We start from the raw sequence: 24,611 nt of genomic DNA, 5'->3' as shown, positions 1-24,611 counted from the left end.
TGCGCCCCTTATACGTCAGGTTTTATGACAGGGCCGTGTCAGCGCCGTGAGGGCTCACAGCACGATGTAGTCACTGCGCTGCACGATGCCACGGCTCTCGCCTTCTACAAGATGCACATAGCGCCCGCCAATCTGGTCGATGGCAATGCAGTCATCGACATCGATCACTGCATCGGTATGCGCCTTGTCCCAGCTGCGCGGCATGCGACGCTTGGCCCGCGCCTTGGCGTCGGCGGCGTCGCGCGCCACCACCAGCACGTACTGGTGCGCCTCGCCGAAGCTGCCCAGTTCGTAACCGCCCAGGTTGACGAAGAACAGGCGCTGCTCGCCCGGCGCCGGCATCGCCCCGCTGAACTCGACGCGGTAGGCCTCCACGCCGTCCACCTCCAGCCAGGAGTCGATGTGCAGGCCGTCGGGGCTGCCGAACCAGGCTTCGCGCAATTGCGGGTAAGTGGATTTCAGGTTGTCGCCGATGACGAAGGCCACGTCGTGGACCTCGATCCGCGCGCGCGGATGGCGTCCGCCCAGCATGACTACGAACAGCATTTCAGCCCCTTCCCAGGTTTCAGACAGGCTCTGACAGATTCGTCAGGCGGCAGGTTCAATCTAATGGCGGATAAATGGCCATCCGCCAGCGAATCGTGTGGGTGGGCAATCGCTATATAGAAAGTTATATTCTGGTACTCGTTTCACTGCCCCGATGTTTGCCCATGCCCCAGACCGCGCTTACCCCGACGCGCCGCCGAAAGCGCCCTGCCCTCAGCATCCGTGACCGCAACCGCCAGCGCATCCTGCTGGCCGCCGGCGAGGAGTTCGCCGAGAAAGGCTTCACAGCCGCCAAGACCCAGGACATCGCCAGCCGCGCCGACCTGCCCAAGTCCAACGTCTACTACTACTTCCAGAGCAAGGAGAACCTCTACCTGCGCCTGCTGGAAAACGTGGTGGATGCGGTGCTGGAAGCCTCCGCCCTGCTGCGCGAGTGCGACGACCCGGCCTGGGCGCTCCCCGCGCACATCCGCGCGCGCCTGTACATCGCGCGCCAGTGGCCGCATGCCTACAAGGTCTTCGCCAGCGAAATGCTCCATGGCGCGCCGCACCTGCCGCCGGAATGGCTGCAGCGGCTGCGCGCGGAGTCACGTCGCAACGTCGAGTGCCTCGCCGCCTGGATCGACCGCGGCCTGCTCGCCCCGGTGGACCCGCAGCACCTGCTGCTGAGCATCTCCGCGGCCACGCGCACCTACGTCGATTTCGACTGGCAGATCGCGATGATCACCGGCAAGGCACAGCCCACCGCCGATGATTTCGATGCTGCGGCGGCAACCATCACCCGCCTTGTCCTGCGCGGCACCGAGCCGGAGTCGGAGTCGGAGTCGGAGCCGACAGCCCGTCTGCGCCCGCTGCCGCTGTAGCGTCCGGCGGCGCCTGCACTAAGCTGAGAATGTCCGCACGGCCTCGCGCCGTGCCTGCATTCGTCTGGGAGACGCCATGAAATCGCTACTGATCGCCGCATCGCTGATGATCCCCGCTTCACTATGCGTCATGCAGCCCGTCTTTGCCGCCATCCCCATGCTCAACTACGACTGCCCGAACGATATCCAGATCCACACCGACGAGAACGGACCGGTCTACATCAACGGTCAGGAAGCCAAGGTCACGCAGAACACCGACAGCACCGTGGTCGCCAAGGGGGAAGGCGTGACCGTGCAGATCAGCACCAACGACGACGGCACCATCAGCGTCTCCTACACCGGCCCGAATGGAGACAGCGGCGTCTGCGACCCCGCCGAGGGCGACTGATCACCCGCTACGGCGCCCGCCCCAGGCAACGCTGGTAGCGTTCGTCGACGCGCTGGGCGAACCAGGCGGTAGTCAGCTGACGGGTGATCTTCGGGCTGTGCAGCGTGATGCCCGGCAACATCGCCCGCGGCATGGACTTGCCCGCAGAGCGTTCGGCCAGCGCGAAGACCTTGGTGTAGAGCTCCGACCTGGTGAACTCCGGCTTGTCACCCAACTCCAGGTCACGACGGATTTCCCGCTCGCTCATACCCAGCTTCGGCCCCAGGGTACGCACCGCCTTCTCGGTGCTGCCGACGTCGTAGCTGCCGTAGAGGATCACGTCGCCATCCAGTGCCAGGGTGATGCCGGTGAGATCCGATACCACGCGCTGGAACGCGGCGTTGCGGCTCGCGTACCAGCCGGCGTTGAAGTCGGCGAAACGGTAGAGCTGGCGCGGGTAGTTCACCGGGTAGCCGAGCAGGTGGGCGATACCGAAGTACATACCGCCGCGACGGCTGAACACCTCGCGGCGGATACTGCCGTCCACCGGGTACGGGTAGCCTTCGGCGTGGGCCTGGGCGAACTCGATGCTGACCTGCATCGGCCCGCCGGTATGCACCGGGTTGAAGCGGCCGAACAACTGCTGGCCAAGCGGTACGCCGCCAATGAAGTCATCGAAGATCGCACTCAACTCCCGCTCGGTCCTCGCGCTCGCCAGGCGCTGGCTGTAAGTGCGTCCGTTCGGCGATTTCAGCGCCAGCGCGGTATCGATGAGAAAGCCCGGCACATGCACCTTGCTGGCGCGCCGGTCGATCTCCGCGCGGGCGATCTTGCCCAGGCCCGGCACGGGCGGGTCGGCCTTGAAGTTGGACTCCTGCTCGGTGATCGCCACCACCGAGCAGAGGTTTTCGGTGGTCGCCGGAATGCGCTGGGTGGTAAAGGCGACCTGGATGTCCTTTGCCCAGCCCTGGCGGTCTGACGCACCAGCGGGAATCAGTTTGACCAGCTTGCCGCGCACCTCTTCCGGCGTCGGCTCCGGCACGCTGGGCGCGCGGGTGCCGCAACCGGCCAACGCCATCAGCGCCGCCGCGCCCAGCAGATGAATGAGTCGTGGTGAAGGCCTTTGCAGGCCGAATGAATCTGCCGTCAGGGCAGCCGCAGTCATAGTCCGTTCCTTGCTTGAAGTCCGCCTACAGGACCGGTGCGCAGCGGCACAGGTTCCCCGGCATTGTCAGGCAAGCACGGATTTCAGCGCCAGGCCAGGCGCCGCAGGTTCAGGCTCCAGCCGCGCTGCATGCCGGCGGCGGCCAGCAGGATGGCGACCACGCCCAGCCATTGCAGCAGCGTCAGGCGATGCCCGAAGGCGAACCAGTCGACGAAGATCGCGGCGATGGGGTAGATGAACGAGAGCGCCCCGGTCAGCGCGGTGGGCAGTTTCTGGATCGCGCCATAGAGCAGCACGTACATGATGCCGGTGTGCACGATGCCCAGGGTCGCCAGGCTGGCCCAGGCACTGCTGGCCTGCGGCAGCGGTGAAAGGTTCGCCCAGGGCGCCAGCAGCAGTACGCCGGTCACCGCCTGGATCAGCGCGATAAGATGCGGCGGCACACCGGTCAGGCGCTTGATGATCAGCGCCGCCACCGCGTACAAGGCCGCAGCACCAAGCGCCAGGGCGATCCCGCCGAGGTAGTCGCTGCCCACCTGCCCCGCTTCGCCATGGGCGCTGACGATGGCCAGCATGCCGAGGAAGGAAACCCCAAGCCAAGCCAGCTTCTGCGTCGTGACCTTCTCACCAAGAAACAGCGCCCCCAGCAGCACCAGCAGGAACGGCTGCACGTTGTACACCGCCGTGCCGATGGCGATGGATGCCCGTGAGTAGGAGCCGAACAGCAACACCCAGTTGCCGACGATGGCCGCGCCGCTGAGCAGCGCCAGGCCGAAGGTGCCGCGGGTGAGGATGCCGGGCCGCAGGAAGCCCATGGCTGCGCAGATCACCAGCAGGGTCGCGGCGCCGAACACGCAGCGCCAGAACACCACATCCAGCACCGGTTGGCCGGAGATCACCACCAGCCAGCCGATGGTGCCGCAGATCAGCATGGCGCTGATCATTTCCAGGGTGCCGCGTCTGATTCGCTCGTTCATGGTTCACCTCCGCGTGTGGGTAACCAGTATGAACAGGCGGATTCGTGCACTCCATCGTCTGGCGCAGGCGGATCCAGTCATTCACCTTTACTATCAAGGCAATCCTTCGACTTCACCTTTCGAGACCAAGATGACCGACGACATCGACCAACTGCTGATCGCCGCACTGATGGAAGACTCGCGCCTGTCCCTCAAGGCCCTGGCGCAGGTCAGCGGCCTGAGCTCCCCCAGCGTCGCCGAACGCCTGCGCAAGCTCGAGGAACGCCAGGTGATCACCGGCTACACGGTGAACGTCGATCCGCGCGCCTTCGGCTACCAACTGCAGGCCATCGTCCGCGTGCGCCCGTTGCCGGGGAAGCTGCAGGAGGTGGAGAAGCAGATCCTGGCGATCCCCGAGTTCACCGAGTGCGACAAGGTCACCGGCGAGGATTGCTTCTACGCGCGGATGTGCGTGCGCTCCATGGAGCAATTGGACGAAATCCTCGATCACCTCAATGGCTTCGCCGAGACCAACACCGCCATCGTCAAGAAGAGCCCGGTGAAGCGGCGGTTGCCGCCGATGGCTTGAGGCGCCCCACCGCATCGGCGAGCCAATCGCGAATGGAGTCCGCTCCAACATAAAGTCATGCGCGAGGGACGGCCCTCTCCCTAACCCTGGCTGCGCGCCCCGCTCCGAAGGGAGAGGGGACCGTTCGGTGCAGATTGAAGCCGAAGTGTCAGCCGGCGTGGACAGCTCCCTCGCCCTTCGGAGCAGGGCACGTAGCCAGGGCGGCGGAGAAGGAAAAACCAGTCACGGATTCTCAGAAGATGACAGTTGCTCCTACGCGGGCGCATGACGTCGCTTTCACCCACAACGCCGGGCCAGCCGCGAGGGTTTCGCGGACAAGGTCCGCTCCTACGAAAAGCACCACCTCTCCGGCTCCGGCTCTGAAGGCTTCCAGAGAAACATCCCCACGCGCCGAATGCCCCGTTCAGGAGGCCTCGTTGAAGCGGAGTTTCAGGGGTTGAGCGACATGGATGTCGCGAGAGCTGCGATGGGCCAGGGAGGGCCCTTCGCAGCGTGCCCCTGAAACTTCGCTTCAACGAGGGAATTTTTCGCCTAGGCGAAAAACCGGATGTCCGGGGCAAGCCTTCTTGGTTACTTCTTTGGGGGCGGCCTTCCGACGTTTGGAAGAAGTAACTCGCCCGAGGGGGCGAAACCAGAACTTTCAGCGCGCGCCAAAGCGGCGCAGGAACACCCAGGCCAAGGCGGCAGGTCCGCAACACCTGCGTAAACGAAAGCGCCGGCCGTGCCGGCGAATCGTTGGCTGGCCCGCTCCTGCGGTGTCCGCAGGAATGAAAAGGCCCCTTGCGGGGCCTTCGTCGCTAGCAGACTTAGCGCGACGCCTTGCGACGCAGCGCCGACGGGCTGAAGTTGGAATCGTCCGGCGCCGGCTGGCTGAAGTCAGCGGTGCCCGGCTCCTCGTTGTCCAGCCACTGGATGCTGTAACGGTGGGCCTGGAGATCATGGAAGGTATCCAGCGCAGTCCACACCATCGGCTGCTCGTAGAAGCTCTTCAGGTACGCCAGCGACACGCGCCACAGTTCACCCCGGCCGTCGTACTGGTCCACCACGGCAGCCCCCCAGCTGTCCTCGTCGAGGTAAAGGGTACGGCGCGAGTAGATATGCCGCGCACCCGCCTTCAGCTTGCCATCCACCACCCAGACACGGTGCAGCTCGTAGCGGGTGTACTTGGGATTGACGTGACCCGGGGTGAGCAGGTCCTTGTACTTAACCTCCGGGCTGGTGATCTGGTAGTTGTTGTACGGAATATAGATTTCCTTCTTGCCCACCAGGGTCCAGTCGTAGCGGTCCGGTGCACCGTTGTACATGTCGGTGTCGTCGGCGGTGCGCAGGCCATCGGAGTCTTCGATCGGCGTGTCGTAGGCCAGCGTCGGGGCGCGGCGCACACGGCGCTGGCCGGGGTTGTAGCCCCAGGCCTGGCGCGGCTCCTTGACCTGGTCGAGGGTCTCCTGCACCAGCGCGCCGTTGCCGGCCAGGCGTGCCGGGGCGGTGGTGAAGGTCATGTAGTAGAACAGGGTGTTGCCGAGCTTCTCGAAGCTGCCCTTGGGATCGTAGAAGCGGAACAGCGCTTCATCCTGGGACGTCACCAGCGAGTAGGCGCCGTTGCGCTGCACGCCGGCCTGCGAGGAGCGCCGCACGATGTAGGTGCCACGGTAGCGGGCGATGTGGTTCCACACCGCTTCCACGCCGCTTTGCGGGATCGGGAACGGCACACCGCCGTAGGCGTCGGAGAAGCCGTTGCCGCCTTCGACCAGCTTGGCGCTGGTGGCGTTCTTGAAGATGTTGTCGTAGACCCACTGCGGCGCCGAGCCGGTGCGGTGCGTCTCGTAGACCGGCATCTGGTAGCTGTCCGGGTAAGCGTTGAACAGCGCGATCTGCCCTGCCGTGAGATTGGCCTTGTACTGGTCCAGGTTGGCCTTGGTGATAACGAACTTGGGTTTCTCGCCAGGGAACGGGTCGACGTGGTGCGAGCCCGGCCCCTTGTAGCCCGCCGGCGCCGAGGTCAGGCCGCCGCTCCAGGCGGGAATGGTGCCGGCGGCGTTGCCGGCCTTCTCCGCGCCCATGGGCGTCAGGCTGCTTTTCAGCTGGGCGGCCTGGTCGGCCGAGACGGCAGCACGCGCATCGGTGACGGCCAGGGCCGTCAGCGTGGCAAGGACGATCAGGGAACTCTTCTTGTACATGGTTCTCTCCGGATCAGAACGAGTATTTCGCGGTGATCGAGACGTTGTCGCGGTCGCGCATGGAGTTGCTGGAGCCGGCGCCGTAGTAGTTGGTGTACTGGGTGCCGACCTCGAAGGTGTTCAGGTAGCTGGCATCGATACCAAGGGTGTAGGCCTTGCGGCCTTCGATGAAGTTGCCGGTGCGATCGGAGTTGCCGCTGAAGTCGTCCTGGTAGACGACGTAGGGCGACAGCTTCACCCCAGCGTAGACGTCGTTCCAACTGCCGGTAAGCAACAGCGTGTAGCCGTAGCTGTCGCGGCTGATTTGCACATCGTCGCCGTTGCCGCCGACGTAGGCCTTGTCCTGCGCGCCGACGAACTTGCGTGTGGTGCCATCCCAGGCGGTGTACTCCAGGCTGCTACCGCGGATGTGCTCGGAGGCGATCTCCGCCACACCGGTCATGGAGTCGAAGGTCAGGTGCGGGCCGAAGTTGTAGATGGTCGACAGCGAGATGTTGTAGGTCTCGGCGCGCTCGTAGTTCTCGAACAGCTCGCCACGGCACAGCTGCTTGCCGGCCACCGGTGCGCAGGCCTGACTGGCCGGGGTGTTGGCATCGAACAGGTTGGTCTGGCCAAGCACGCCCTGGGACAGCAGGTCACCGAGCAGATCGTCGGTGGCGGAGATGCTGATGGGCATGTTCGGCCGATAGGCGATCTCGCCAGACACCGACGCATCGCCCAGGGTGGTGTTGAAGCTGAAGCCGTACATGCGGATGTCTTCGACATAGTCGCGACGCGCCTCGGCGTTGCTGGCCATGTCCAGCGTGGCCAGCCCCGGTACGGCTTCACCCAGGCCCAGTGGGCCGAGCAGCGCATTGAGCTGGTCGACGTCGACGCCCTGGTAGCGGCGAAGGTCGACCGCGATCTGCGGCTCCTTGGAGTGGTAGTTGACGAAGTAGAAGCCGAACTCGGTGGAGTTCAGTTCCTCGGCGATGTAGCGGAACGCGACGCCGAACTGGCCGCTGTCACGGGCATCGAGGTCCTTGCCGACGTTGGCGACCTTGAAGGTGCCGGTGTTGGGGTTCAGGTAGGCGTTCGGCCCGTGCGGCCCGTTGCCCAGCAGACCGAGGGACGCCACGGTCGGGTAGCCGGCCAGCAGTTCCTTGATCAGCGGGTTGTCCTCGGTGGTGTACGCGGTATTGCCGCCGTCGCTGAACAGGTCGGTGTCGGAGAAGTAGGTGCCCACCGAGTCCAGGCGGGTCTCTTTCCACTTCCACTGGTAGAAGCCTTCCACGGACAGGTCTTCGGTCAGGCCGAAGTTGAGGCTCAGGGCCTCGGTCGGCACCAGCACCTCCTTGAGTTCGGAGCCCGGCAGGTGGAAGCGCGCGGCGTCCACCGGGTTGATGGTGTTGACGCCACCTCGGTAGAACACGCCCTCGCCCCAGTTCAGCACCTGGCGGCCGACGCGGCCGGTCAGCGGATGCTCGGCCACGTCCCAGCTGCCGGACAGGTAGGCGTCCAGCAGTTCGGCCTTGCGACCGGCGATGTGGCGGGTGTCATCGGTGAAGTGATCGTCCTGCGGGAACGACTGGCTGGGACGCTCCACGCCATTGGTGGTGTCGTAGTAGTCGTTGCGCTTGTCCATGATCTGCGTGTCGTAATAGGCGGTGCCACGCATGAACAGGCCATAGTTCTGGTACTTGGCCGACAGGTCGGAGGTGAGCTTGAAGACCTGGGAAACCAGGCCGGTATCGAAGTTGCGGTTGCCGTCGTCGGCGTTGATATCCGTGATATTGCTCTTGTCGCGGCCCTGCACGCGCCACATGGCGCCGTAGGACAGCGTGCTGTCCAGCGAGCCGGTGATCTCGTTCTCGGCCAGCTTGAACTCCAGGGCCTGTGCCGACCCCGCCACCAGCAGCGGCAGAAGTCCCATCACCGCCCCCGCCCGCCGCGGCGCCCAGAAAATGGACGAGCGCGCACCCAATCGACTGTTCATAGACAGCATTACCTCCATGGCCAAGATTTATCGCCCCGGTCATTGCGGCCGGCGCTGTTCTTATTCGTTTCTCGGCTGCCGGCCGCCTCGGAAAAAACCGGGCGACCGTGCAGTAACACTCCTGCCAGAGCGCTTTCAGGCGCTCCCAATGCCCACTCCTCTTTTGCCTGCACGCGGGAGTTGGGACTATCGTGCAGGCAAAGTAACAAACTGTTTCCCCCCTGCCAATGGAAAGGATGCAATCCGTGCCGTTCTGCAGACAAAGAAAAGCCCGGCACAGGGCCGGGCTTTTCTCACGGAACGCTCGCACAGAGCGCTCGTGCGGCGAGACTTACTCGACGGTGAAGGTCTTTTCCGCCAGCAGGCGGTCGCCCTGGAACACCATGAAGCGCCACTGGCCCTGCACCACTTCGTGATTCTCGGTGAACTGGTAGGCCATCACATCGGTGGGCGCGCCCACCACCAGTTTCTGCACCACCTCGAACTTGTCGTGGCGCAGGCCGTCCGGGGTCACCACGCCGGGCGTGAAGTACAGCAGGGTCAGCGGGGTGTCACCTTCCTGCTTGCCGCTGAGCTGGTAACGCATGCCGAACTTGGTGCCCAGCTTGGCCGGCACGCGGGTGGTGGACTCGATCTCTTGCTCGCTGCGGGTGAGCACGCGCTCGCCCGGCTGGTAATCCTTGTAGTTGCTGACGAAGACGCCGTACTCGACCGGGCCGTTGACGCGCACGTCGGCGAACGCCGAGGAGGCAAAGGCGGAAGCCAGGGAGAGAGCCAGGACTGCTGGCAGGCGGGTAATGGACATGTCGCGCTCCTTGTTGGGGTCCGCGCGAGGCTATGACATCGCCGTGACAGCCTGATGACAGCTTGACGCCGCGCGGGTCGGCCGGGCGCCAAGCGTCTATCATGCGTGGATCGGACCACTGGACACCATCATGAGCGACAGCCTGCTAGCCATCCGCCCCCGCGCCGAAGACGTCGAGGGCATGCCCATCCTGCGGCCCCTGCCCTCCGCGCAGCGCCGCAGCGTCGGCCCCTTCGTGTTCTTCGACCATATGCTCGAGAGCCGCTTCGAGCCCGAACACGGCATGGACATCCGTCAGCATCCGCACATCGGCCTCTCCACCCTCACCTACCTGTTCGAAGGCCAGGTCCAACACAAGGACAGCCTCGGCTCGGACCAGTTGGTGCTGCCCGGTGACGTCAGCTGGATGACCGCCGGACGCGGCGTCGCCCACGTCGAGCGAACCCCGGACGCACTGCTGCACAGCGGTTCGCGTCTGCACGGCCTGCAGATCTGGCTGGCCCTGCCGCGCGAGCTGGAAGGCTGCGAGCCCAGCTACAGCCACCACGCGTCTGCCAGCCTGCCGGAAAGCGACAGCCTGGGCGTACGCATCCGCATGATCGCCGGTTCCGGCTTCTGCCTGGAATCACCGGTGCCGGTACGCTCGAAGACGCTCTACGCCGACCTGCAGCTCGGTGCCGGCGCAACCCTGGCGATCCCCGACGAACATCCCGAGCGCGCGCTATACCTGATCGAAGGCGAAGCACTGCTGGACGATGAGCCGCTGCCGCTGCACGAACTGGTGGTGCTGCCCGAGGGCGAAACCTTCACCCTCTCCGCCTGCGGCGACTGCCACGCGGTGATCATCGGTGGCGACCCGCTGGACGGCCCGCGGCGGATGAACTGGAACTTCGTTGCCAGCGACCCGGCGCTGATCGACAGTGCGCGCGCCCGCTGGGCCGCCCGTGACTGGCCGACCGTGCCGGGCGAACAGGAACGCATCGAGCTGCCGCGCTGACCACACAGAGAAATCGATCAGAAATCGCCGCTCCGCTGTCGAAACCGGCGAATCCAAGAGGACACGCGCAGCAACCTGCCGCAGCATCGCGTGCCCCGAACCCTTGCCGACGGCAAGCCCGCTACTTCTGGCCCAAGGAGTCCGTGATGGACCAGTCGACCGCCAACCGCCACACCAGCGCTCTCACCGTGCTGACGCTGCTGTTCTTCATGTGGGGCCTGATCACCTCGCTGAACGACATCCTCGTACCACACCTCAAGGCCGTCTTCACTCTGTCGTACGTACAGGCCTCGCTGGTCCAGTTCTGCTTCTTCGGCGCCTACTTCATCATGTCCTTCCCCGCCGGGCGGCTGGTGGAGACGGTCGGCTACAAGAGCGGGATCATCGTCGGCCTGGCCACCGCCGGCGTCGGCTGCCTGCTGTTCTACCCGTCGGCCGGCTCGCAGTCCTACCCGTTCTTCCTCGCTGCGCTGTTCATCCTCGCCTCCGGCATCACCCTACTGCAGGTCGCCGCCAATCCCTACGTCAACGTGCTCGGCCCGGCGTCGACAGCGGCCAGCCGGCTGAACCTGACCCAGGCCTTCAACTCCCTGGGCACCACGGTCGGCCCGCTGGTGGGTTCGGTGACCATCCTCGCCATCGGCGCTGGCGCCGCCTCGCAGATCGGCAGTTCCGCCGCCAGCGAAGCGGACTCGGTGAAGACGCCCTACCTGGTGCTGGCCGGACTGCTGTTCGCCATCGCCGTGCTGATCGCCCTGTTCCGCCTGCCGAAGATCGACCACGGCGAGCCCACTGATGGCGTGGCCGCACGCCAGTCGATCCTCGCTCACCGCCACCTGGTCTTCGGGGTGATCGCGATCTTCTGCTACGTCGGCGCCGAGGTTTCCATCGGCAGCTACCTGGTCAGCCTGATGGGCCAGCCGGACATCGCCGGGTTGCCCGCCGAGCGGGCCGGCAAGTACCTGTCGTTCTACTGGGGCGGCGCCATGGTCGGGCGCTTCATCGGCAGCGCGCTGATGCGCTCCATCGCGCCGAACCGTCTGCTGGCCTTCAACGCCGTGGCCATCGCGGTGCTGATCGCGTTGGCACTGACCGTAGGCGGGCACGTGGCGATGTGGGCGCTGATCCTGATCGGCCTGTTCAACTCGATCATGTTCCCGACCATCTTCTCCCTCGCCCTGGAAGGCCTGGGCAACCTCACCAGCAAAGGCTCGGGCCTGCTCTGCATGGCCATCGTCGGCGGCGCCGTGATGCCACTGGTGCAGGCCTTCTTCGCCGATCGCATCGGCCTGCTGCCCTCCTTCGCCGTGCCGCTGGTGTGCTACCTGTACATCGTCTGGTTCGGCGCGCGCGGCTATCGGACGGATGAGCGCGTGGCGCAACCCGCGCCGCACTCGTCCTGAGTTCGACGCGCCCACGAAAAAGCCCGGCCGAAGCCGGGCTTTTTCATGCCAGTACCGCTCAGGCGCCGAAGCGTTCGTCCAGCAGGTCGTACATCGCGGCAAAGGCGCGGCGCGCCACCTTGGCGTCGTACTGCATCTTGCCGGGAATCTGCGCATGCGGGTCGGTGAAGGAATGCGCAGCACCGCCGTAACTGGTCAGTGCCCAATCGACACCGGCATCGATCATTTCCTTGGCGAACGCGGTCAGCTGCTCACGAGGCACGAAGGGGTCGATGGCGCCGTCAAGGACCAGCACCGAACCCTTGATGTGCTTCGCATCGGCCGGATTCGGCGTATCCAGGGTGCCGTGGAAGGACACCGCAGCCGCCAGCGGCGCGCCGTCGCGGGCCAGCTCCAGAGCACAGCAGCCGCCGAAGCAGAAGCCGAAGGTGGCGAGTTTCGCGGTATCGACCGGCGCCTTGCCGGCCTGGTCGAGCAGGGTCTTGAGCGACAGCTGCATGCGTCTGCGCAGCAGCGCGCGGTCGTTCTTGAGCGGCATCATCGCGGCGGCGGCCTGTTCAGGGCCATTGGGGCGAACATCCTTGCCATAGAGGTCGGCCACAAGCACCACGTAGCCGCGCTCGGCGACCTTGCGGGCGATATCCACGGCGCCCTGGCTGACGCCCATCCAGTTCGGTGCCATCAGCAGGCCGGGGCGCGGCGCGGCGCTGGTGGCATCGAATACCAACTGGCCCTCGAAGGAAACGCCGCCCTGGCTGTAGGCGACCGGTTGCACGCTGATCTGACTCATTGGGGTAGTCCTCTAGTAGATGCCGGAGAAATATAGCGAACCGAGAGTATCCCTGTTCGACAATCCTGCGGATCAATCGGTGATCCATTCAGGGCAAGCGCCAGCAGGGGGGCCACCGTTCGGTGGCTGCCGAGCCGAGAACCCGTAGCAGCAGAGTGGTGCAGGCAGGATAGGCATCGCGCAATTCCCGGAACGCCTCCTCCAGCCCAGTGCCGAGCCGAAAACACGGCCCCGTCCAGATCTTCGGTGCCGTCGGGCTTGCGGGAAACTCCGGGGATGGCGCTTCCCTTGTGCATCGAAATCATGTGCTTGTCGCTGGGGCCCGCACAGCCTCATTGCTGCTCGAACGCCGCCAGCACATCGCGGGCATGTTCACGGATAAAGGCCCACTTCGAGTTCAGGCCCTCCCGGGCCGCCGCCACTTCGTTGGCGTCCAGGGTGCAGAAGCCACAGCCCGGCGCGAGCGCCTCAGCGACAGCGGGCTCGATAGCCGGGTACTGCGCCAGCACCGCTTCGAGCGGGCGGTAGTCGAGCGGACGGTGCTTGCCACGGTCTCGGAAGGAGCGGTAGGGAGCACTGAGCCCACGCGCTGCCACGTCGACAGGCAATTCGCTCAGGTGCGCTGCGATCAGGTCCATGCGGTCGAGCCGTGCCAGTGCCGACGCGGCCCAGGCGCGCTCGCTTTCATTGGCCGCCGCATTGCCCATGGTGGTTTCCAGCGCGCTGATGACGTCGGGCGTCGAGTGGTTGATCTCGGCCAGCAGCATGCACGCCTGCCATACCTCACCAGCACTGCGCCCGGCAACGACGTCGAGCAGCGCCGGCACGGCGACCTCGCCCAGCGCGCGGACGAGCGCGTCGTACTCGCCGAGCAACGCGCCCGACGGCACAGCCCCCACGGCGTGCGGCACCAGTTCGGCAACCTGCTCCGCCAGCGGCAAGTCCGCGATGCGGGCCCGTTCGCGCTCAGCCTCGTCGTACAGGGGGAAGTGTCGCAGCAGTTGCGCGCGGGTCAGGCTGAGCGGCACCAGGTCGCCGGCTTCGTCCATGGCCACGGCGATGAAGCGCTTGTCGACCAGGCCGTCCTTGAGCAACTGGGCGCGAGCGCGCTTGGCCGCTCGGGGAAAACAGAGCAGGAAGCGTTCATAGACCGCTTCCCAGGCGCTGAAGCTGCCCTCGGCCGTGGCGTGGGCGAACGCGGCGCACTGCGTCCCCCATTGATCCTGTGCTTCACCCGGCTCGAAACCGTGGCCCTCGGCGTGCTGGCTAAGGTCCGGGCCGGACCAGCGCAGGTCCTCGCCGTCATCGCCGTAGTCCGCTGCCATCCGGGCCAGGGCCTGCTCGGTGCCGACCGTCAGCATCGGCCAGTAGAGGACCGAGCCATCACCATAGAACTCATGGAACATCGCGCCGTAGATGGTTTCACCCGGACAGGTTTCACGAATCCGCCGCACCGCGCTCACCACATGGTCCACGGCGGCATCCTCAAGGGCTTTCCAGTCGAATTTCTGCTGTGGGGGCATCCCTACTCTCCGCTATGGCTGAGCTGTCCTGACGGATCGTCGACCGCCAGCAGGGTACGAACCAACTCAGCCGCATAGGCCGCAGTGAAGCGGTAGCCGCCATCGCTGTACACAATGCTGCCAGCGGCGAGCCGCGCTTCCCACCAGTCACTCAGGAAGCCGGGGGCATAGCCGCCGGTGCAGAAGCCGTAGGGATCGGCCACGTAGCGGGTGGTCAGCATCAGCGTATAGCAGGGACGCCGGTAGTCGCTCTGCTCACTGGAGCAGTCGTGGAAGTCTTCGTACGACTCGGCGGTCTTGAGCTGGGAGAACAGCCAGAACATCGCGTCGTACATCCGATGAGAATCCGCGTCGGCATGCAGGGCGAAAAAGCCCTTGGCGCGCACGATTCGCTCGGCCAGGTGGCGGATGTGGCGTTCGCCATCGGGCAGTTCGGCCGCCGCGGCATCCAGGGCGCGGCGCAGGATGGGCGACAGCGTGCCACGCTGCACCGTGGCGAGGTCGGCCTCGAGGGTTTCGGCGTCGTCGTTGAACTCGTCCTCGCTGACCAGCCCGCGGATGAAGGTCGCGAAGTCCGGTGCGACCTCGGTGATCGCGTAGTCGGCTTCCTGGTCGACATGGACCACCCGTGGCTCGCCCTGCGGCCCGCACTGGCGGTAGTCGAGCATGATCATCTCGTGTCCGGCGCTGGGCGTGTTGGCGATACCGATCCCGATGTCGGGATAGCCCCACTCGGCGCGCATGAAAGCCGCCCCGAGATCACCACACAGCGAGTAGGTCGCCGTGCGCCCGATGGCATAGATGCCAGTAATCGCGATGTGGTCCTCGGCCCAGCACGTCGGCTCGGACATCGGGTAGCAGCAACGCGCGACACCGCCTCCATTGCGCAGGCGCGCCAGCTCCACATAGGCATCCGGCAGCCGGTAGCCGCACTCCGCCTCGATCTGCGCAATCAGCTCGTCACTGGGCGCAGGCTCGGTGTAATGGCTGGCCGAATAGTCGCCTTCGTCCCAGAAGCCTTCAGGATCGAAGCCTTCGAAGGCCCCCGTGGTTCTCCCGACAGCATGCGTCATTCCATTCTCCCTTGGGGCACGGAAGCCCTTGTCCGCGCCGAATCAGCTTGCCGAGCCGTCGATGATTGGCATCGGCTTGTCCTTGCACTGGGATGTTCACATGCCAGCCCAATGAAAAACGCCACGATTTCAGCACTGAAATCGTGGCGTTTGTTCCAGCCCTGACAGGGCTTAGGCGGAAAGCTCCACCAGCAGCTTGTTCAGGCGGCGCACGTAGGCGGCCGGGTCCTTCAGGCTGTCCCCCGCGGCCAGGGCAGCCTGGTCGAAGAGGATGTGGGTCAGCTCGCCGAAGCGGTCTTCGTCAGCTTCCGCGTCGAGTTTCTCGATCAGCGGGTGAGCCGGGTTGAACTCGAAGATCGGCTTGGCTTCCGGCACCTTCTGCCCGCTTGCCTCGAGGATCTGGCGCATCTGCAGGCCCAGGTCCTGTTCGCCGATGGCGAGGATCGCCGGCGAGTCGGTCAGGCGATGGGACACGCGCACCTCGGCGACTTCGTCACCCAGTGCGGCCTTCAGGCGCTCGGCCAGGCCTTCCTTCGCCTTGGCGATCTCTTCCTGGGCCTTCTTGTCCTCTTCGGAGTCCAGGCTGCCCAGGTCAAGGTCGCCACGGGCGACGTCGACCAGTTGCTTGCCGTCGAACTCCGGCAGGTAGCTCATCAGCCACTCGTCGATGCGGTCGGTGAGCAGCAGCACTTCGATGCCTTTCTTGCGGAAGACTTCCAGGTGCGGGCTGTTCTTCACCTGGGCGAAGCTTTCGCCGGTGAGGTAGTAGATCTTGTCCTGGCCTTCCTTCAGGCGACCGATGTAGTCGGCCAGGGAGACGCTCTGCTCGCCGCTCTCGTCGCTGGTGGACGAGAAACGCAGCAGGCCGGCAATCTTGTCCTTGTTGGCGAAGTCCTCGGCCGGGCCTTCCTTCAGCACCTGGCCGAAGTTCTTCCAGAAGCCCTTGTAGGCCTCGGCGTCGTTGCTCGCCAGCTTCTCCAGCATGTCCAGTGAACGCTTGGTCAGTGCGGACTTCATCGAGTCGACGATGGGGCCGGACTGCAGGATCTCGCGGGAGACGTTCAGCGACAGGTCGTTGGAGTCCACCACGCCCTTGATGAAGCGCAGGTACAGCGGCAGGAACTGGTCGGCCTGATCCATGATGAACACGCGCTGCACGTACAGCTTCAGGCCGCGCGGGGCCTCGCGGTGGTACAGGTCGAACGGCGCACGGGCCGGGACGTAGAGCAGCGAGGTGTACTCGAGCTTGCCCTCGACCTTGTTGTGGCTCCAGGTCAGCGGGTTCTCGAAGTCATGGGCGATGTGCTTGTAGAACTCCTGGTATTCCTCGTCCTTCACCTCGGTGCGCGGACGGGTCCAGAGAGCGCTGGCACGGTTGACCACTTCCCACTCGGCTTCTGCCGGGGCGTCTTCGCCAACCGACTCTTTCGGCAACTCGATGGGCAGCGCGATGTGGTCGGAGTACTTCTTGATGATGTTGCGCAGGCGCCAGCCGTCGGCGAACTCGTCTTCGCCGTCCTTCAGGTGCAGGACGATGCGGGTGCCGCGCTCAGGCTTGTCGATGCTCGCCACATCGAACTCGCCCTCGCCTTTCGACGACCAGTGCACGCCTTCGCTGGCCGGCGCGCCGGCACGGCGGGTGAACACGTCCACCTTGTCAGCGACGATGAAGGCGCTATAGAAGCCCACGCCGAACTGACCGATCAGGTGCGAATCCTTCTTCTGGTCGCCCGACAGGTTCTTCAGGAAGTCGGCGGTGCCGGACTTGGCGATGGTGCCCAGGTGCGCGATGACTTCCTCGCGGCTCATGCCGATGCCGTTGTCTTCGAGGGTGACAGTCTTGGCGTCCTTGTCGAAGCTCACACGGATTTTCAGCTCGGCGCCGCCTTCGAGCAGCTCAGGCTTGGCCAGGGCCTCGAAACGCAGCTTGTCGGCGGCGTCGGAGGCGTTGGAAATCAGCTCGCGAAGGAAGATTTCCTTGTTCGAATACAGGGAATGAATCATCAGGTGAAGCAGTTGCTTCACTTCGGTCTGGAAGCCCAGTGTTTCTTTTTGAGTCTCCGCGCTCATTGTTTCTCGCTCCGAGGATGACAAATACCGCGTCGTGCGGCCGATGTCAGCGAGATGGGGGCTTCCCGAACCAATTCAAGGGCTTGGCGAAAATTCGCCGGCACATTCGCAGGAATGGCCGGCGAACGGTCAGCGGGCCGGCAGCTCGATGTCGGTGATTTCGCTGGGGCGAAGCGTATAGCTGGCCTCGCCCGGGCCATCGATGACCCGCCGGATCACGATGCGGCCGTCGGCGTTCAAACCGACGAAGACACCGTCGGCGGTACGCCCGCGCTCGGTGGTCACGCGCATGCTGCGGTTGATGTAGCGCTGCGGGTTGGCCTGCAGGCGCTCCAGTGACAGGCGGCCACTTTCCCGCGCCGGCTGCGCAGGAGCGCTGGCCTGCACCGGCGCGGAAGCCGGAACCGGCATCGCCACTGCAGTGGCCGCCCTGAGGCGCGGATAGCGGTCGTCACGCACAGCCCAGCCGCGCGTCGGGGTTTTCTCCAGCGTCACCTGCAGGTCCTGCGGCTCGCCGCCGACCTCGATGCTCAACGGGATCTCCAGCGAGGCGCGCTGGGTATCCAGGGTCGGCACCCGGCTGATGACCACATCACGGCGGGCGAAGCGGCGCTGGAGGTAGTCCTGCAGCACGTAGCGCAGGGTGTCGCGGGAGTCGAAGCGGGTGTCCACCTCGCCGTCGCGGTAGCGCAGGCGGTCGGTGAAGACTTCGATGGTGCCGGACAGCGTGGTCTGCATCTCGGCCGGCAACACCAGGTGGAATGCGCCCTCCATGCGGTTGGGAGCCTTCGGTGTCAGGTCCAGGTGCAGGCTGTAGCCACGTTGCAGGCGCACGGCTTCGGGCAGGTCCTGCCCCGCTGCGAGCCAGCTGACTTCGATTTCCGGCAGGCGGCCCTTGTCGTCGGGCAGCACGTCGAGCCGGACCGGGCCGCGGATCGGCGCGGCCAGGCGCACCTGGATTTCCCGATGAGCGTAGAAGTCCTGCCCTTCACGCAGGCTCAGGACCCCGTCGATGAACTCGGCCTGCTCAGGCACGAACGGCTTGCCGTTCAGTTCACCACGCAGGTCGATGGCCAACTCGGGCTTCACGATGGGCTCGGGCTTGAGCCACTCGAAGCGAAGGATGGCCTCCAGGCGTGCGCTGTCCTGGGTGGCCAGCAGGGTCAGGCCGACCACCAGCGGGATGCAGCCCAGGGCACCCAGGGCCACGGCGCTACGGGCCTGGCGCCACTGCACCACGATGAACAGCAGCGCCAGCGGCGGCAGCAGGCTGGCGAGACCCCAGAACAGGCTGCGCTCGAAGGCACGGGCGATCAGCCACACGTACCCGGCGAGGATCAGCAGCAGGCCGAGCAGGATCAGCAGCGTATCCATTCAGGCGCCGTCGACCTTGAAATGCGCGCGGGCGGTGGCGATGGGCTCGGTACGGGTGGTCTGCCAGGCGGTGATGGCGACATTCGCCACGCGCCGGCCCTGGCGCCAGACCTGGCACTGGGCGTAGGTATCGCGGAAATGCCCGGCGCGCAGGTAGTCGATGGAGAAGTCGATGATCTTGGGCATGTGCGGGATGCCCATGAACATCAGCAGGTGCAGCAACGCCGAGTGCTCCATGAAGCCGGCGATCACGCCGCCATGCAGGGCCGGCAACGTGGGATTGCCAATGTTGTCGGGGTTCGCCGGCAGGTGAAAGATCGCATCGTCGCCCAGGCGCAGGCAGCGAATGCCGAGCAGCCTGGCGTACGGAATCATCTCCAGCAGCGGGTCGTAGTTCTTGCTCTCGTGCGCCGCGCGCACCATGGCCTCGATATTCACGGTACTCATCCCTGGCCACCCTCGACGTCACGCTTCACGGCGCCGGCGGAAACCGCCTTGCCCATGCGCATGAAGGTGCCGACCACATGGGCGATGGGCTCCGCCGGGTCATCCTGGTAGGCATAGCCGCGGGTGAAGATGATGTTCGGGGTGACCCGGTAGCACTCGGCGAATCCGTAGACGTCCTTGTGCGGTTGCGCCGGGTGCATGTAGTCGATGCGCAGGTCCAGGGTCGGGCAGATCTCGAACTGCGGCAGCACGCAGACAGTGGAGATGCCGCAGGTGGTGTCCATCAGCGTGGTGATCGCGCCGCCGTGGATCACGCCGGTTTCCGGATTGCCGACGATGGCTTCGCTGTAGGGAAGCCGCAGGGTCAGGCCGGATGCGTCCGCCGCGTGTGCGCTGATGCCCAGCAACTGGCAGTGGCGCAGCGCCGACAGGAAGCGTTGAGCGCGCTCCAGGAGTGGGTTTTCGGACATGGGAGGGGTCGACCGATTGACTGCACGGGGCCGCATCATACCCCGTGCGTTGTCACTCCTGCAGTGATGGATTACAGGACCTGCGGATAAATCGTTGAACTAATTCACACAATGCCGGTTCAAAGCGCTAACACCAGGAAAGCCGCACATGGAGGCTCCGCATGAAAAAAACCCTTCCCTTCGCTCTGCTGATCGTTGCCGGTCTCGGCCTTGCCGCCTGCGACAAGAAAGAAGAGCCGAAAGCGCCGGCCGCCCCCGCCGCGACCGAGCAGCCGGCCACTCCGGCGCCGACCACCCCGCCAGCACCTGAAGCCTCCCCGGCTACTCCGGCAGCCCCGGCCACTGCGCCGCAGGAGCCCGCCGGCGACGAGCAGAAGCAGCAGTAACTGCGCGTCTGCCGCACAGAACAAGGCCCGCATCGTGCGGGCCTTGTCGTTTCTGCGGTTTGCCGGTCAGCCGCTGGGCGGGATGTCGTTGTCCCGCGGTGCGTCGCCCTGGAGTGTCGGCGTGTAGACCATCACGTGGAGCACGCTGGAGTGGAACTCGCGCTGGTACAGCACGCCGACCACGCCTGCCGTCACCAGCATGAAGATCCACGGGTTGATGAACCAGGCCAGCATGGCCAGCGCGAAGTAATAGGTCCGCAGGCCCTGGTTGAACTGGTGTGCCGCCAGCGACACCACGCGCGCCGCGCGCTCGGCAAAGGACTTGCGCTCCAGCTCGCCAACGTTGCGCTCCCCCACCATGGGCGCCGAGCCGATCAGCACCGCCGCGAAGTTGTATTGGCGCATGCACCAGCTGAAGGTGAAGAAGGCGTAGACGAACACCACCGCCAGACACAGCAGCTTGAGCTCCGACAGCCCGCGGGTCGGCGCCGTGACGAACGGCAGGTCGGCCAGCACCGAGATCGTGCGCTCCGCCGAGCCCAGCAGGGTCAGGATGCCGGCGAGGATGATCAGGGTGCTGGAGGCGAAGAACGAGGCATTGCGCTCCAGGTTGCCGATCACGCTGGCGTCCGCCACGCGGTTGTCGCGCAGCAGCACGCGGCGCATCCAATCCTGGCGGTAGAGGTGCAGCACGCTGGCAAGGCACGCGGTATCGCGGGCCTTGGTCTTGGCGTAGCGGGTGTAGCCGATCCAGCAGAAGAGGAACCAGAGGATGGCGAGCAGGTTCCAGAAATACTGGATGTCGAACAGGTCGACGACGTCGGTCATGGATTTCCTTGCGATTCGAGACGGGATGAAGTCAGTACGCAGCCGATAGACGCCAGTTCCTGCCCTCAAGACACGCATGGGCATGTCGCGAACGACATCATATTCCGTGCATCCCCGCCCCCACATCAATGCCGGCATCGTCTCATCTGGCAAATCTTAATGACGAAACAACCAATATTGACGTTACTGTCATTTTTGATAGATTCCGATCCACCCGGATCAGCGACATCCGGGCCCACTTTCTGGATCCGGATCTCCCAATGCATAACAACAATGAGTTCCTCCCCGAATCGGTCGATGTCCTGGTGATCGGCAATGGCCCGGTCGGCGCGACACTGGCCTCCCTGCTGGGCCGCTATGGCGTGGACTGCCTGGTGATCGACAAGGCCCACGACATCCTGCCCATGCCGCGCGCCATCGCCTTGGACAACGAAGCGCTGCGCATCCTCCAGCTCGCCGGGCTGGAGGAAGACGCGTTCGAGACGGTGGTCATCCCCCAGGTGAAGATGCACTGCCCCATCGTCGGCCAGTTCGGCCAGGCCAACACCAGCGGCCGCATCGACGGCCACCACAAGCTGGTGACCTTCTATCAGCCGGACCTGGAACGAGCCATGCGGCGGCAAGCGCAGCACTATGCGAACCTGCGCTGCCTGGGAGGCCTGGAGCTGCAGGATTTCACCCAGGACGACGCCGGCGTCAGCGCCACCCTGCTCGATGAAGCCGGCCTGCCGCACCGGGTGCGCTGCCGCTATCTGGTCGGCGCGGACGGCGCCAGCTCGCGGGTGCGCGGATTGATCGGCCAGGAGTTCAACGGCCAGAGCTACTCGGAGGACTGGCTGATCGTCGATGCCGGAGCGCGCCAGGGCAAGGCCATCGATCACGTCGAGTTCCTCTGCGACCACCGCCGGCCGACGCCGCACATGCCTGCTCCCGGCGGCCGCGAGCGTTGGGAGTTCATGCTCCGCCCCGGCGAAACCCGCGACGAGATGGAAGACCAGGAGCGCATCCGTGCCCTGCTGGCGCCCTGGATCGAACCGCAGCACCTGACGATCGAGCGCCAGGCGGTCTATCGCTTCCACGCACGTTGCTGCGAGCGCTTCCAGCAGGGCCGGGTGTTCCTCGTCGGCGACGCCGCGCACATCACCCCACCCTTCGTGGGCCAGGGGCTGGTAGCCGGCCTGCGCGACGTGGCCAACCTCGCCTGGAAACTCTCCTGGGTCCTGCAAGGGCGTGCCGCGCCGCGGATACTCGACAGCTACGACCAGGAGCGCCAACCCCACGCGCGCGCGATGATCGACCTGGCCAAGCTCATGGGCCGGCTGGTGATGCCCGGCAATGCCCTGGCCGCCACCCTGGTCCACGGACTGATGAAGACATTGCGGCTGATCCCGGCGGCACGCCGGCGCTTCGAAGAGCTCGACATCAAGCCCAGGCACCGCTTCCGCCGGGGCCTGTTCGTACGCAGCCCACGGCGTGTCCGGCTGGCCAGCGGCGGGCTGTTTCCGCAAGCCTGGGTGCGCCATGCGGGGCGCATCTGCCTGAGTGACCAGTTGCTGGGTGATCGTCTGCAGCTGGTCGGCCTGGGCACCGATCCGCGTTCCTGGCTGGACACCGCGCAACAGCAGCAATGGCTCGAACTGGGCGGCAGCTTCCTGCAGGTCGGCCATGCCCGCGACGACACGCGTGCAGACTTTGCCGAAACCCTCGACGGCGCCTTGCTCGCACCGTGGCCTGTCCCGGCGCTGGCGGTCGTGCGCCCGGACCGGATCATCATGCATCAGGGCAGCCCCGAGCACGCCGCCGAGCTAGTGCGTCATTGCCAGGCCCTGCTGCGGGCATGAGCGAGTACCGGTCGGCCATGGGCATCCCGTATCATCGCCGCAGCCCCGCAGACGAATGAACGCCATGACCGACCGCCAGCCCCGCGACGACGACAGCGAACCGCTCACCCGTGGCCACAAGAAGCGCGCCCGCACCCGCCAGGGCCTGCTCGATGCGGCGCTACGCGTGTTCGCCCGGCAGGACATCGCCGCCACAGTGTTCCAGGACCTCGCCGCGGAAGCGCAGGTCTCCACCGGCACCATCTACAACTATTTCAAGACGCGCGAGGAGCTGGCCGAAGCCGTGGGCATCTCGCTCGCCAGCGAATTCTCCGAGACCATCAGCCAGCTCAGCGCCGGCGTCTCCAGCGGCGCCCGGCGCCTGGCCATCGGCGTGCGCATGTTCGTCCTGCACGCGCAGTCGAACCCGCAATGGGCCAGCGCATTGCTGCGCGTGATCCACTACGACCAGGCCATGCATTCCACGCTGGCCGAACATGTCCGCGCGGACCTGCGCGGCGGGCTGGCCGAAGGCGTCTTCAGCTACGCCAACGAGGACGTCGCCCTGGACCTGGTGATTGCCGGCGCCACCGGTGCCATCCGTGCCACCCTCGAAGGTCGCGCGCCGGAAGGCCAGGACATCCTGCTCAGCGAGATGATCCTTCGCGCCCTTGGCGCCAGTCCCGCCAAGGCCGTGAAGATAGCCGCCCTGCCCTTGCCGCAGGGCGACTGACCACTCCTCAGGCCTGTGCGACCCAGCGGCGATAGTGCCGCGACTGCCTGCGCAACTTCAGCTGGTTGCCGATCAGCGCCAGCAGCGGCGACGTACGCGGGTTGGTCGGGCGTCCCTGGCTGAGCAGCGTCAGCTGTTTCTTCACCACCGACTGGGTCGCCACGGCAGCGAAGGCCTTGTTCTTCCAGGCCACGACGATCGGCTCGACCTGCGCCAATTCACCGGCCTGCCAGCGCCGCGGCAACGCCGGATCGACCGCCAGTGCCGTCGCCATGCCCACCATCGCCACCGGCCCCTGCAAGGCGCGTTCGGCGATCTCGCGCCGGCGAATGCCCCCGGTGACCATCAGCGGCATCTGCGCCACCGCCGCAATGCGCTCGGCGAATTCGAGGAAGTAGGCCTCCCGCGCCAGGGTACTGCCGTCGCGGGTCTGGCCCTGCATCGCCGGGCTTTCATAGCTGCCACCGGACAACTCGACCAGGTCCACGCCCCGCTGGTTGAGCAGGCGTACCACCGCCTCGGCGTCGCGGGCGTCGAAACCGCCACGCTGGAAATCGGCGGAGTTGAGCTTCACCGCCACGCAGAAGCCGGGCGCGACCCGCTCGCGGATCGCCTCCACCGTGCGCAGCAGGATCCGCGCACGATTCTCCAGGCTGCCGCCCCAGTCGTCTTCGCGCCGATTGCTCAGTGGCGAGAGGAACTGGCTGAACAGGTAACCGTGGGCAGCGTGCACCTGCACCCCGCTGAAGCCGGCCCGCTCGGCCAGCACGGCGGCATTCAGGTAGCGCTGGATCAGCCCGTCGATCTCCGCGCCGGACAACGCGCGCGGCTGGGCGAAAACGCCCTTCAGGCCAGGAATGTCCACGGCGATGGCCGACGGCCCCAGCGCCGGCTGGCCGAGATCGGCCATCAATTGGCGGCCCGGGTGATTGATCTGCATCCAGGCCTGCGCGCCATGGCTGCGACAGGCCTCGGCCCAGCGCCGGAAGCGCGGCAGCAGACGGTCGTCTTCCAGCACCACGCCGGCCGGGCCGGTGAGCGCGCGGCGGTCGACCATCACATTGCCGGTGATGATCAGCCCGGCGCCGCCTTCGGCCCAGCGCCGGTACAGTTGCAGCAGCGTGTCGCCGGGTGCGTGGTCGGCATCGGCGAGGTTCTCTTCCATCGCCGCCTTGGCGATGCGGTTGCGGATCACCTGCCCGTTGGGCAGGCGCAACGGTTCGAACAGAGTGCTCATGGATTCGCGTCTCCGAT

Annotated in this window: 23 protein-coding genes; 8 read left to right on the top strand and 15 right to left on the bottom strand. The window is 65.7% G+C overall.

The window, feature by feature from the left end:
• Nucleotides 1-54: 54 nt before the first annotated feature.
• Nucleotides 55-546, bottom strand: coding sequence for a DUF1543 domain-containing protein (locus AC1ZV1_RS12610; RefSeq protein WP_484297013.1), 492 nt, complete (start codon nucleotides 544-546; stop codon nucleotides 55-57).
• Between the two features lie 164 nt (nucleotides 547-710).
• Here AC1ZV1_RS12610 and AC1ZV1_RS12605 point away from each other — a divergent pair, with 164 nt between their 5' ends.
• Together AC1ZV1_RS12605 and AC1ZV1_RS12600 are read left to right on the top strand one after the other, a co-directional pair.
• The gene (locus tag AC1ZV1_RS12605) at nucleotides 711-1,409 is read left to right on the top strand and encodes a TetR family transcriptional regulator C-terminal domain-containing protein (protein ID WP_484297012.1); all 699 of its coding nucleotides are present in this window, start codon (nucleotides 711-713) and stop codon (nucleotides 1,407-1,409) included.
• A gap of 76 nt (nucleotides 1,410-1,485) precedes the next feature.
• Nucleotides 1,486-1,797 (top strand): hypothetical protein, encoded by a 312-nt coding sequence (locus AC1ZV1_RS12600; protein WP_484297011.1) that lies wholly within the window; start codon nucleotides 1,486-1,488, stop codon nucleotides 1,795-1,797.
• Nucleotides 1,798-1,804: 7 nt separating this feature from the next.
• Here the strand turns inward: AC1ZV1_RS12600 and AC1ZV1_RS12595 are convergent, their stop codons facing one another.
• Together AC1ZV1_RS12595 and AC1ZV1_RS12590 are read right to left on the bottom strand one after the other, a co-directional pair.
• Nucleotides 1,805-2,854, bottom strand: a complete 1,050-nt coding sequence (locus tag AC1ZV1_RS12595; protein ID WP_484297554.1) for a DUF1615 domain-containing protein — start codon at nucleotides 2,852-2,854, stop codon at nucleotides 1,805-1,807.
• A gap of 170 nt (nucleotides 2,855-3,024) precedes the next feature.
• Nucleotides 3,025-3,918 carry a DMT family transporter gene (locus tag AC1ZV1_RS12590; protein ID WP_484297010.1) on the bottom strand — a complete coding sequence of 298 codons (894 nt, stop codon included), beginning with the start codon at nucleotides 3,916-3,918 and terminating at the stop codon, nucleotides 3,025-3,027.
• Nucleotides 3,919-4,048: 130 nt separating this feature from the next.
• Between AC1ZV1_RS12590 and AC1ZV1_RS12585 the strand changes: the two genes are divergently transcribed.
• Entirely contained in the window at nucleotides 4,049-4,486 is a 438-nt protein-coding gene (locus AC1ZV1_RS12585; protein WP_484297009.1) for an Lrp/AsnC family transcriptional regulator, read from the top strand.
• An 806-nt stretch (nucleotides 4,487-5,292) separates the two neighbouring features.
• Here AC1ZV1_RS12585 and AC1ZV1_RS12580 read toward each other — a convergent pair.
• From AC1ZV1_RS12580 to AC1ZV1_RS12570, 3 genes are all read right to left on the bottom strand, one after another.
• Nucleotides 5,293-6,663 (bottom strand): DUF1329 domain-containing protein, encoded by a 1,371-nt coding sequence (locus AC1ZV1_RS12580; protein ID WP_484297008.1) that lies wholly within the window; start codon nucleotides 6,661-6,663, stop codon nucleotides 5,293-5,295.
• A gap of 13 nt (nucleotides 6,664-6,676) precedes the next feature.
• The gene (locus AC1ZV1_RS12575) at nucleotides 6,677-8,638 is read right to left on the bottom strand and encodes a DUF1302 domain-containing protein (protein WP_484297007.1); all 1,962 of its coding nucleotides are present in this window, start codon (nucleotides 8,636-8,638) and stop codon (nucleotides 6,677-6,679) included.
• A 331-nt stretch (nucleotides 8,639-8,969) separates the two neighbouring features.
• Nucleotides 8,970-9,443 carry a DUF3859 domain-containing protein gene (locus AC1ZV1_RS12570; protein ID WP_484297006.1) on the bottom strand — a complete coding sequence of 158 codons (474 nt, stop codon included), beginning with the start codon at nucleotides 9,441-9,443 and terminating at the stop codon, nucleotides 8,970-8,972.
• Between the two features lie 130 nt (nucleotides 9,444-9,573).
• On the opposite strand from AC1ZV1_RS12570, the gene AC1ZV1_RS12565 reads away from it, so the two are divergent.
• A complete protein-coding gene (locus AC1ZV1_RS12565) occupies nucleotides 9,574-10,440 on the top strand; it encodes a pirin family protein (RefSeq protein WP_484297005.1) in 867 nt (288 codons plus the stop codon).
• A gap of 146 nt (nucleotides 10,441-10,586) precedes the next feature.
• The gene (locus tag AC1ZV1_RS12560; RefSeq protein WP_484297004.1) at nucleotides 10,587-11,843 is read left to right on the top strand and encodes a sugar MFS transporter; all 1,257 of its coding nucleotides are present in this window, start codon (nucleotides 10,587-10,589) and stop codon (nucleotides 11,841-11,843) included.
• Between the two features lie 58 nt (nucleotides 11,844-11,901).
• On the opposite strand, the gene AC1ZV1_RS12555 is transcribed toward AC1ZV1_RS12560, so the two are convergent.
• The 7 genes from AC1ZV1_RS12555 to AC1ZV1_RS12525 all read right to left on the bottom strand — a co-directional run bounded on the left by AC1ZV1_RS12555 (nucleotide 11,902) and on the right by AC1ZV1_RS12525 (nucleotide 19,590).
• Entirely contained in the window at nucleotides 11,902-12,633 is a 732-nt protein-coding gene (locus AC1ZV1_RS12555) for a dienelactone hydrolase family protein (protein ID WP_484297003.1), read from the bottom strand.
• A gap of 332 nt (nucleotides 12,634-12,965) precedes the next feature.
• Entirely contained in the window at nucleotides 12,966-14,156 is a 1,191-nt protein-coding gene (locus tag AC1ZV1_RS12550; protein WP_484297002.1) for a hypothetical protein, read from the bottom strand.
• A 2-nt stretch (nucleotides 14,157-14,158) separates the two neighbouring features.
• Complete coding sequence (locus AC1ZV1_RS12545) at nucleotides 14,159-15,229, bottom strand: SMI1/KNR4 family protein (RefSeq protein WP_484297001.1); 1,071 nt, start codon at nucleotides 15,227-15,229, stop codon at nucleotides 14,159-14,161.
• Between the two features lie 171 nt (nucleotides 15,230-15,400).
• Complete coding sequence (htpG, locus tag AC1ZV1_RS12540; RefSeq protein ID WP_484297000.1) at nucleotides 15,401-17,299, bottom strand: molecular chaperone HtpG; 1,899 nt, start codon at nucleotides 17,297-17,299, stop codon at nucleotides 15,401-15,403.
• Nucleotides 17,300-17,428: 129 nt separating this feature from the next.
• Nucleotides 17,429-18,673, bottom strand: a complete 1,245-nt coding sequence (locus tag AC1ZV1_RS12535; RefSeq protein WP_484296999.1) for an MFS transporter — start codon at nucleotides 18,671-18,673, stop codon at nucleotides 17,429-17,431.
• The gene (locus AC1ZV1_RS12530; protein WP_259754413.1) at nucleotides 18,674-19,120 is read right to left on the bottom strand and encodes a PaaI family thioesterase; all 447 of its coding nucleotides are present in this window, start codon (nucleotides 19,118-19,120) and stop codon (nucleotides 18,674-18,676) included.
• Nucleotides 19,117-19,590, bottom strand: a complete 474-nt coding sequence (locus tag AC1ZV1_RS12525) for a PaaI family thioesterase (protein ID WP_484296998.1) — start codon at nucleotides 19,588-19,590, stop codon at nucleotides 19,117-19,119. Before AC1ZV1_RS12525 ends, AC1ZV1_RS12530 begins: the two co-directional genes overlap by 4 nt.
• A gap of 161 nt (nucleotides 19,591-19,751) precedes the next feature.
• Between AC1ZV1_RS12525 and AC1ZV1_RS12520 the strand changes: the two genes are divergently transcribed.
• Nucleotides 19,752-19,976, top strand: coding sequence for a hypothetical protein (locus AC1ZV1_RS12520; protein ID WP_138522795.1), 225 nt, complete (start codon nucleotides 19,752-19,754; stop codon nucleotides 19,974-19,976).
• A 66-nt stretch (nucleotides 19,977-20,042) separates the two neighbouring features.
• Here AC1ZV1_RS12520 and AC1ZV1_RS12515 read toward each other — a convergent pair whose 3' ends face one another.
• Nucleotides 20,043-20,804 (bottom strand): DUF599 domain-containing protein, encoded by a 762-nt coding sequence (locus AC1ZV1_RS12515; protein WP_045207986.1) that lies wholly within the window; start codon nucleotides 20,802-20,804, stop codon nucleotides 20,043-20,045.
• A gap of 260 nt (nucleotides 20,805-21,064) precedes the next feature.
• On the opposite strand from AC1ZV1_RS12515, the gene AC1ZV1_RS12510 reads away from it, so the two are divergent.
• Both AC1ZV1_RS12510 and AC1ZV1_RS12505 read left to right on the top strand, forming a co-directional pair.
• Nucleotides 21,065-22,645, top strand: a complete 1,581-nt coding sequence (locus AC1ZV1_RS12510) for a bifunctional 3-(3-hydroxy-phenyl)propionate/3-hydroxycinnamic acid hydroxylase (protein WP_484296997.1) — start codon at nucleotides 21,065-21,067, stop codon at nucleotides 22,643-22,645.
• A gap of 64 nt (nucleotides 22,646-22,709) precedes the next feature.
• Nucleotides 22,710-23,357: a TetR/AcrR family transcriptional regulator gene (locus AC1ZV1_RS12505; protein ID WP_484296996.1), complete on the top strand. Its 648-nt coding sequence runs from the start codon at nucleotides 22,710-22,712 to the stop codon at nucleotides 23,355-23,357.
• Nucleotides 23,358-23,364: 7 nt separating this feature from the next.
• On the opposite strand, the gene AC1ZV1_RS12500 is transcribed toward AC1ZV1_RS12505, so the two are convergent.
• Nucleotides 23,365-24,594, bottom strand: coding sequence for an NADH:flavin oxidoreductase/NADH oxidase family protein (locus AC1ZV1_RS12500; RefSeq protein WP_484296995.1), 1,230 nt, complete (start codon nucleotides 24,592-24,594; stop codon nucleotides 23,365-23,367).
• Nucleotides 24,595-24,611 lie beyond the last annotated feature (17 nt).

The organism is Pseudomonas sp. BB438 (assembly GCF_057180225.1).
Note: the sequence above shows the minus strand (reverse complement) of the source record. Positions and strands in the feature narration are given on the sequence as shown.

Excerpts from the sequence above, each read along its gene's own strand:
- AC1ZV1_RS12550 (WP_484297002.1), bottom strand. The coding sequence starts at position 14,156 with ATGCCCCCACAGCAGAAATTCGACTGGAAAGCCCTTGAGGATGCCGCC.
- AC1ZV1_RS12585 (WP_484297009.1), top strand. The coding sequence starts at position 4,049 with ATGACCGACGACATCGACCAACTGCTGATCGCCGCACTGATGGAAGAC.
- AC1ZV1_RS12535 (WP_484296999.1), bottom strand. The coding sequence starts at position 18,673 with ATGGATACGCTGCTGATCCTGCTCGGCCTGCTGCTGATCCTCGCCGGG.
- AC1ZV1_RS12525 (WP_484296998.1), bottom strand. The coding sequence starts at position 19,590 with ATGTCCGAAAACCCACTCCTGGAGCGCGCTCAACGCTTCCTGTCGGCG.
- AC1ZV1_RS12580 (WP_484297008.1), bottom strand. The coding sequence starts at position 6,663 with ATGTACAAGAAGAGTTCCCTGATCGTCCTTGCCACGCTGACGGCCCTG.
- AC1ZV1_RS12595 (WP_484297554.1), bottom strand. The coding sequence starts at position 2,854 with ATGGCGTTGGCCGGTTGCGGCACCCGCGCGCCCAGCGTGCCGGAGCCG.
- AC1ZV1_RS12510 (WP_484296997.1), top strand. The coding sequence starts at position 21,065 with ATGCATAACAACAATGAGTTCCTCCCCGAATCGGTCGATGTCCTGGTG.
- AC1ZV1_RS12570 (WP_484297006.1), bottom strand. The coding sequence starts at position 9,443 with ATGTCCATTACCCGCCTGCCAGCAGTCCTGGCTCTCTCCCTGGCTTCC.
- AC1ZV1_RS12590 (WP_484297010.1), bottom strand. The coding sequence starts at position 3,918 with ATGAACGAGCGAATCAGACGCGGCACCCTGGAAATGATCAGCGCCATG.
- AC1ZV1_RS12605 (WP_484297012.1), top strand. The coding sequence starts at position 711 with ATGCCCCAGACCGCGCTTACCCCGACGCGCCGCCGAAAGCGCCCTGCC.
- AC1ZV1_RS12515 (WP_045207986.1), bottom strand. The coding sequence starts at position 20,804 with ATGACCGACGTCGTCGACCTGTTCGACATCCAGTATTTCTGGAACCTG.
- AC1ZV1_RS12555 (WP_484297003.1), bottom strand. The coding sequence starts at position 12,633 with ATGAGTCAGATCAGCGTGCAACCGGTCGCCTACAGCCAGGGCGGCGTT.
- AC1ZV1_RS12530 (WP_259754413.1), bottom strand. The coding sequence starts at position 19,120 with ATGAGTACCGTGAATATCGAGGCCATGGTGCGCGCGGCGCACGAGAGC.
- AC1ZV1_RS12545 (WP_484297001.1), bottom strand. The coding sequence starts at position 15,229 with ATGACGCATGCTGTCGGGAGAACCACGGGGGCCTTCGAAGGCTTCGAT.
- AC1ZV1_RS12575 (WP_484297007.1), bottom strand. The coding sequence starts at position 8,638 with ATGAACAGTCGATTGGGTGCGCGCTCGTCCATTTTCTGGGCGCCGCGG.
- AC1ZV1_RS12610 (WP_484297013.1), bottom strand. The coding sequence starts at position 546 with ATGCTGTTCGTAGTCATGCTGGGCGGACGCCATCCGCGCGCGCGGATC.
- htpG (WP_484297000.1), bottom strand. The coding sequence starts at position 17,299 with ATGAGCGCGGAGACTCAAAAAGAAACACTGGGCTTCCAGACCGAAGTG.
- AC1ZV1_RS12560 (WP_484297004.1), top strand. The coding sequence starts at position 10,587 with ATGGACCAGTCGACCGCCAACCGCCACACCAGCGCTCTCACCGTGCTG.
- AC1ZV1_RS12520 (WP_138522795.1), top strand. The coding sequence starts at position 19,752 with ATGAAAAAAACCCTTCCCTTCGCTCTGCTGATCGTTGCCGGTCTCGGC.
- AC1ZV1_RS12500 (WP_484296995.1), bottom strand. The coding sequence starts at position 24,594 with ATGAGCACTCTGTTCGAACCGTTGCGCCTGCCCAACGGGCAGGTGATC.
- AC1ZV1_RS12565 (WP_484297005.1), top strand. The coding sequence starts at position 9,574 with ATGAGCGACAGCCTGCTAGCCATCCGCCCCCGCGCCGAAGACGTCGAG.
- AC1ZV1_RS12505 (WP_484296996.1), top strand. The coding sequence starts at position 22,710 with ATGACCGACCGCCAGCCCCGCGACGACGACAGCGAACCGCTCACCCGT.
- AC1ZV1_RS12600 (WP_484297011.1), top strand. The coding sequence starts at position 1,486 with ATGAAATCGCTACTGATCGCCGCATCGCTGATGATCCCCGCTTCACTA.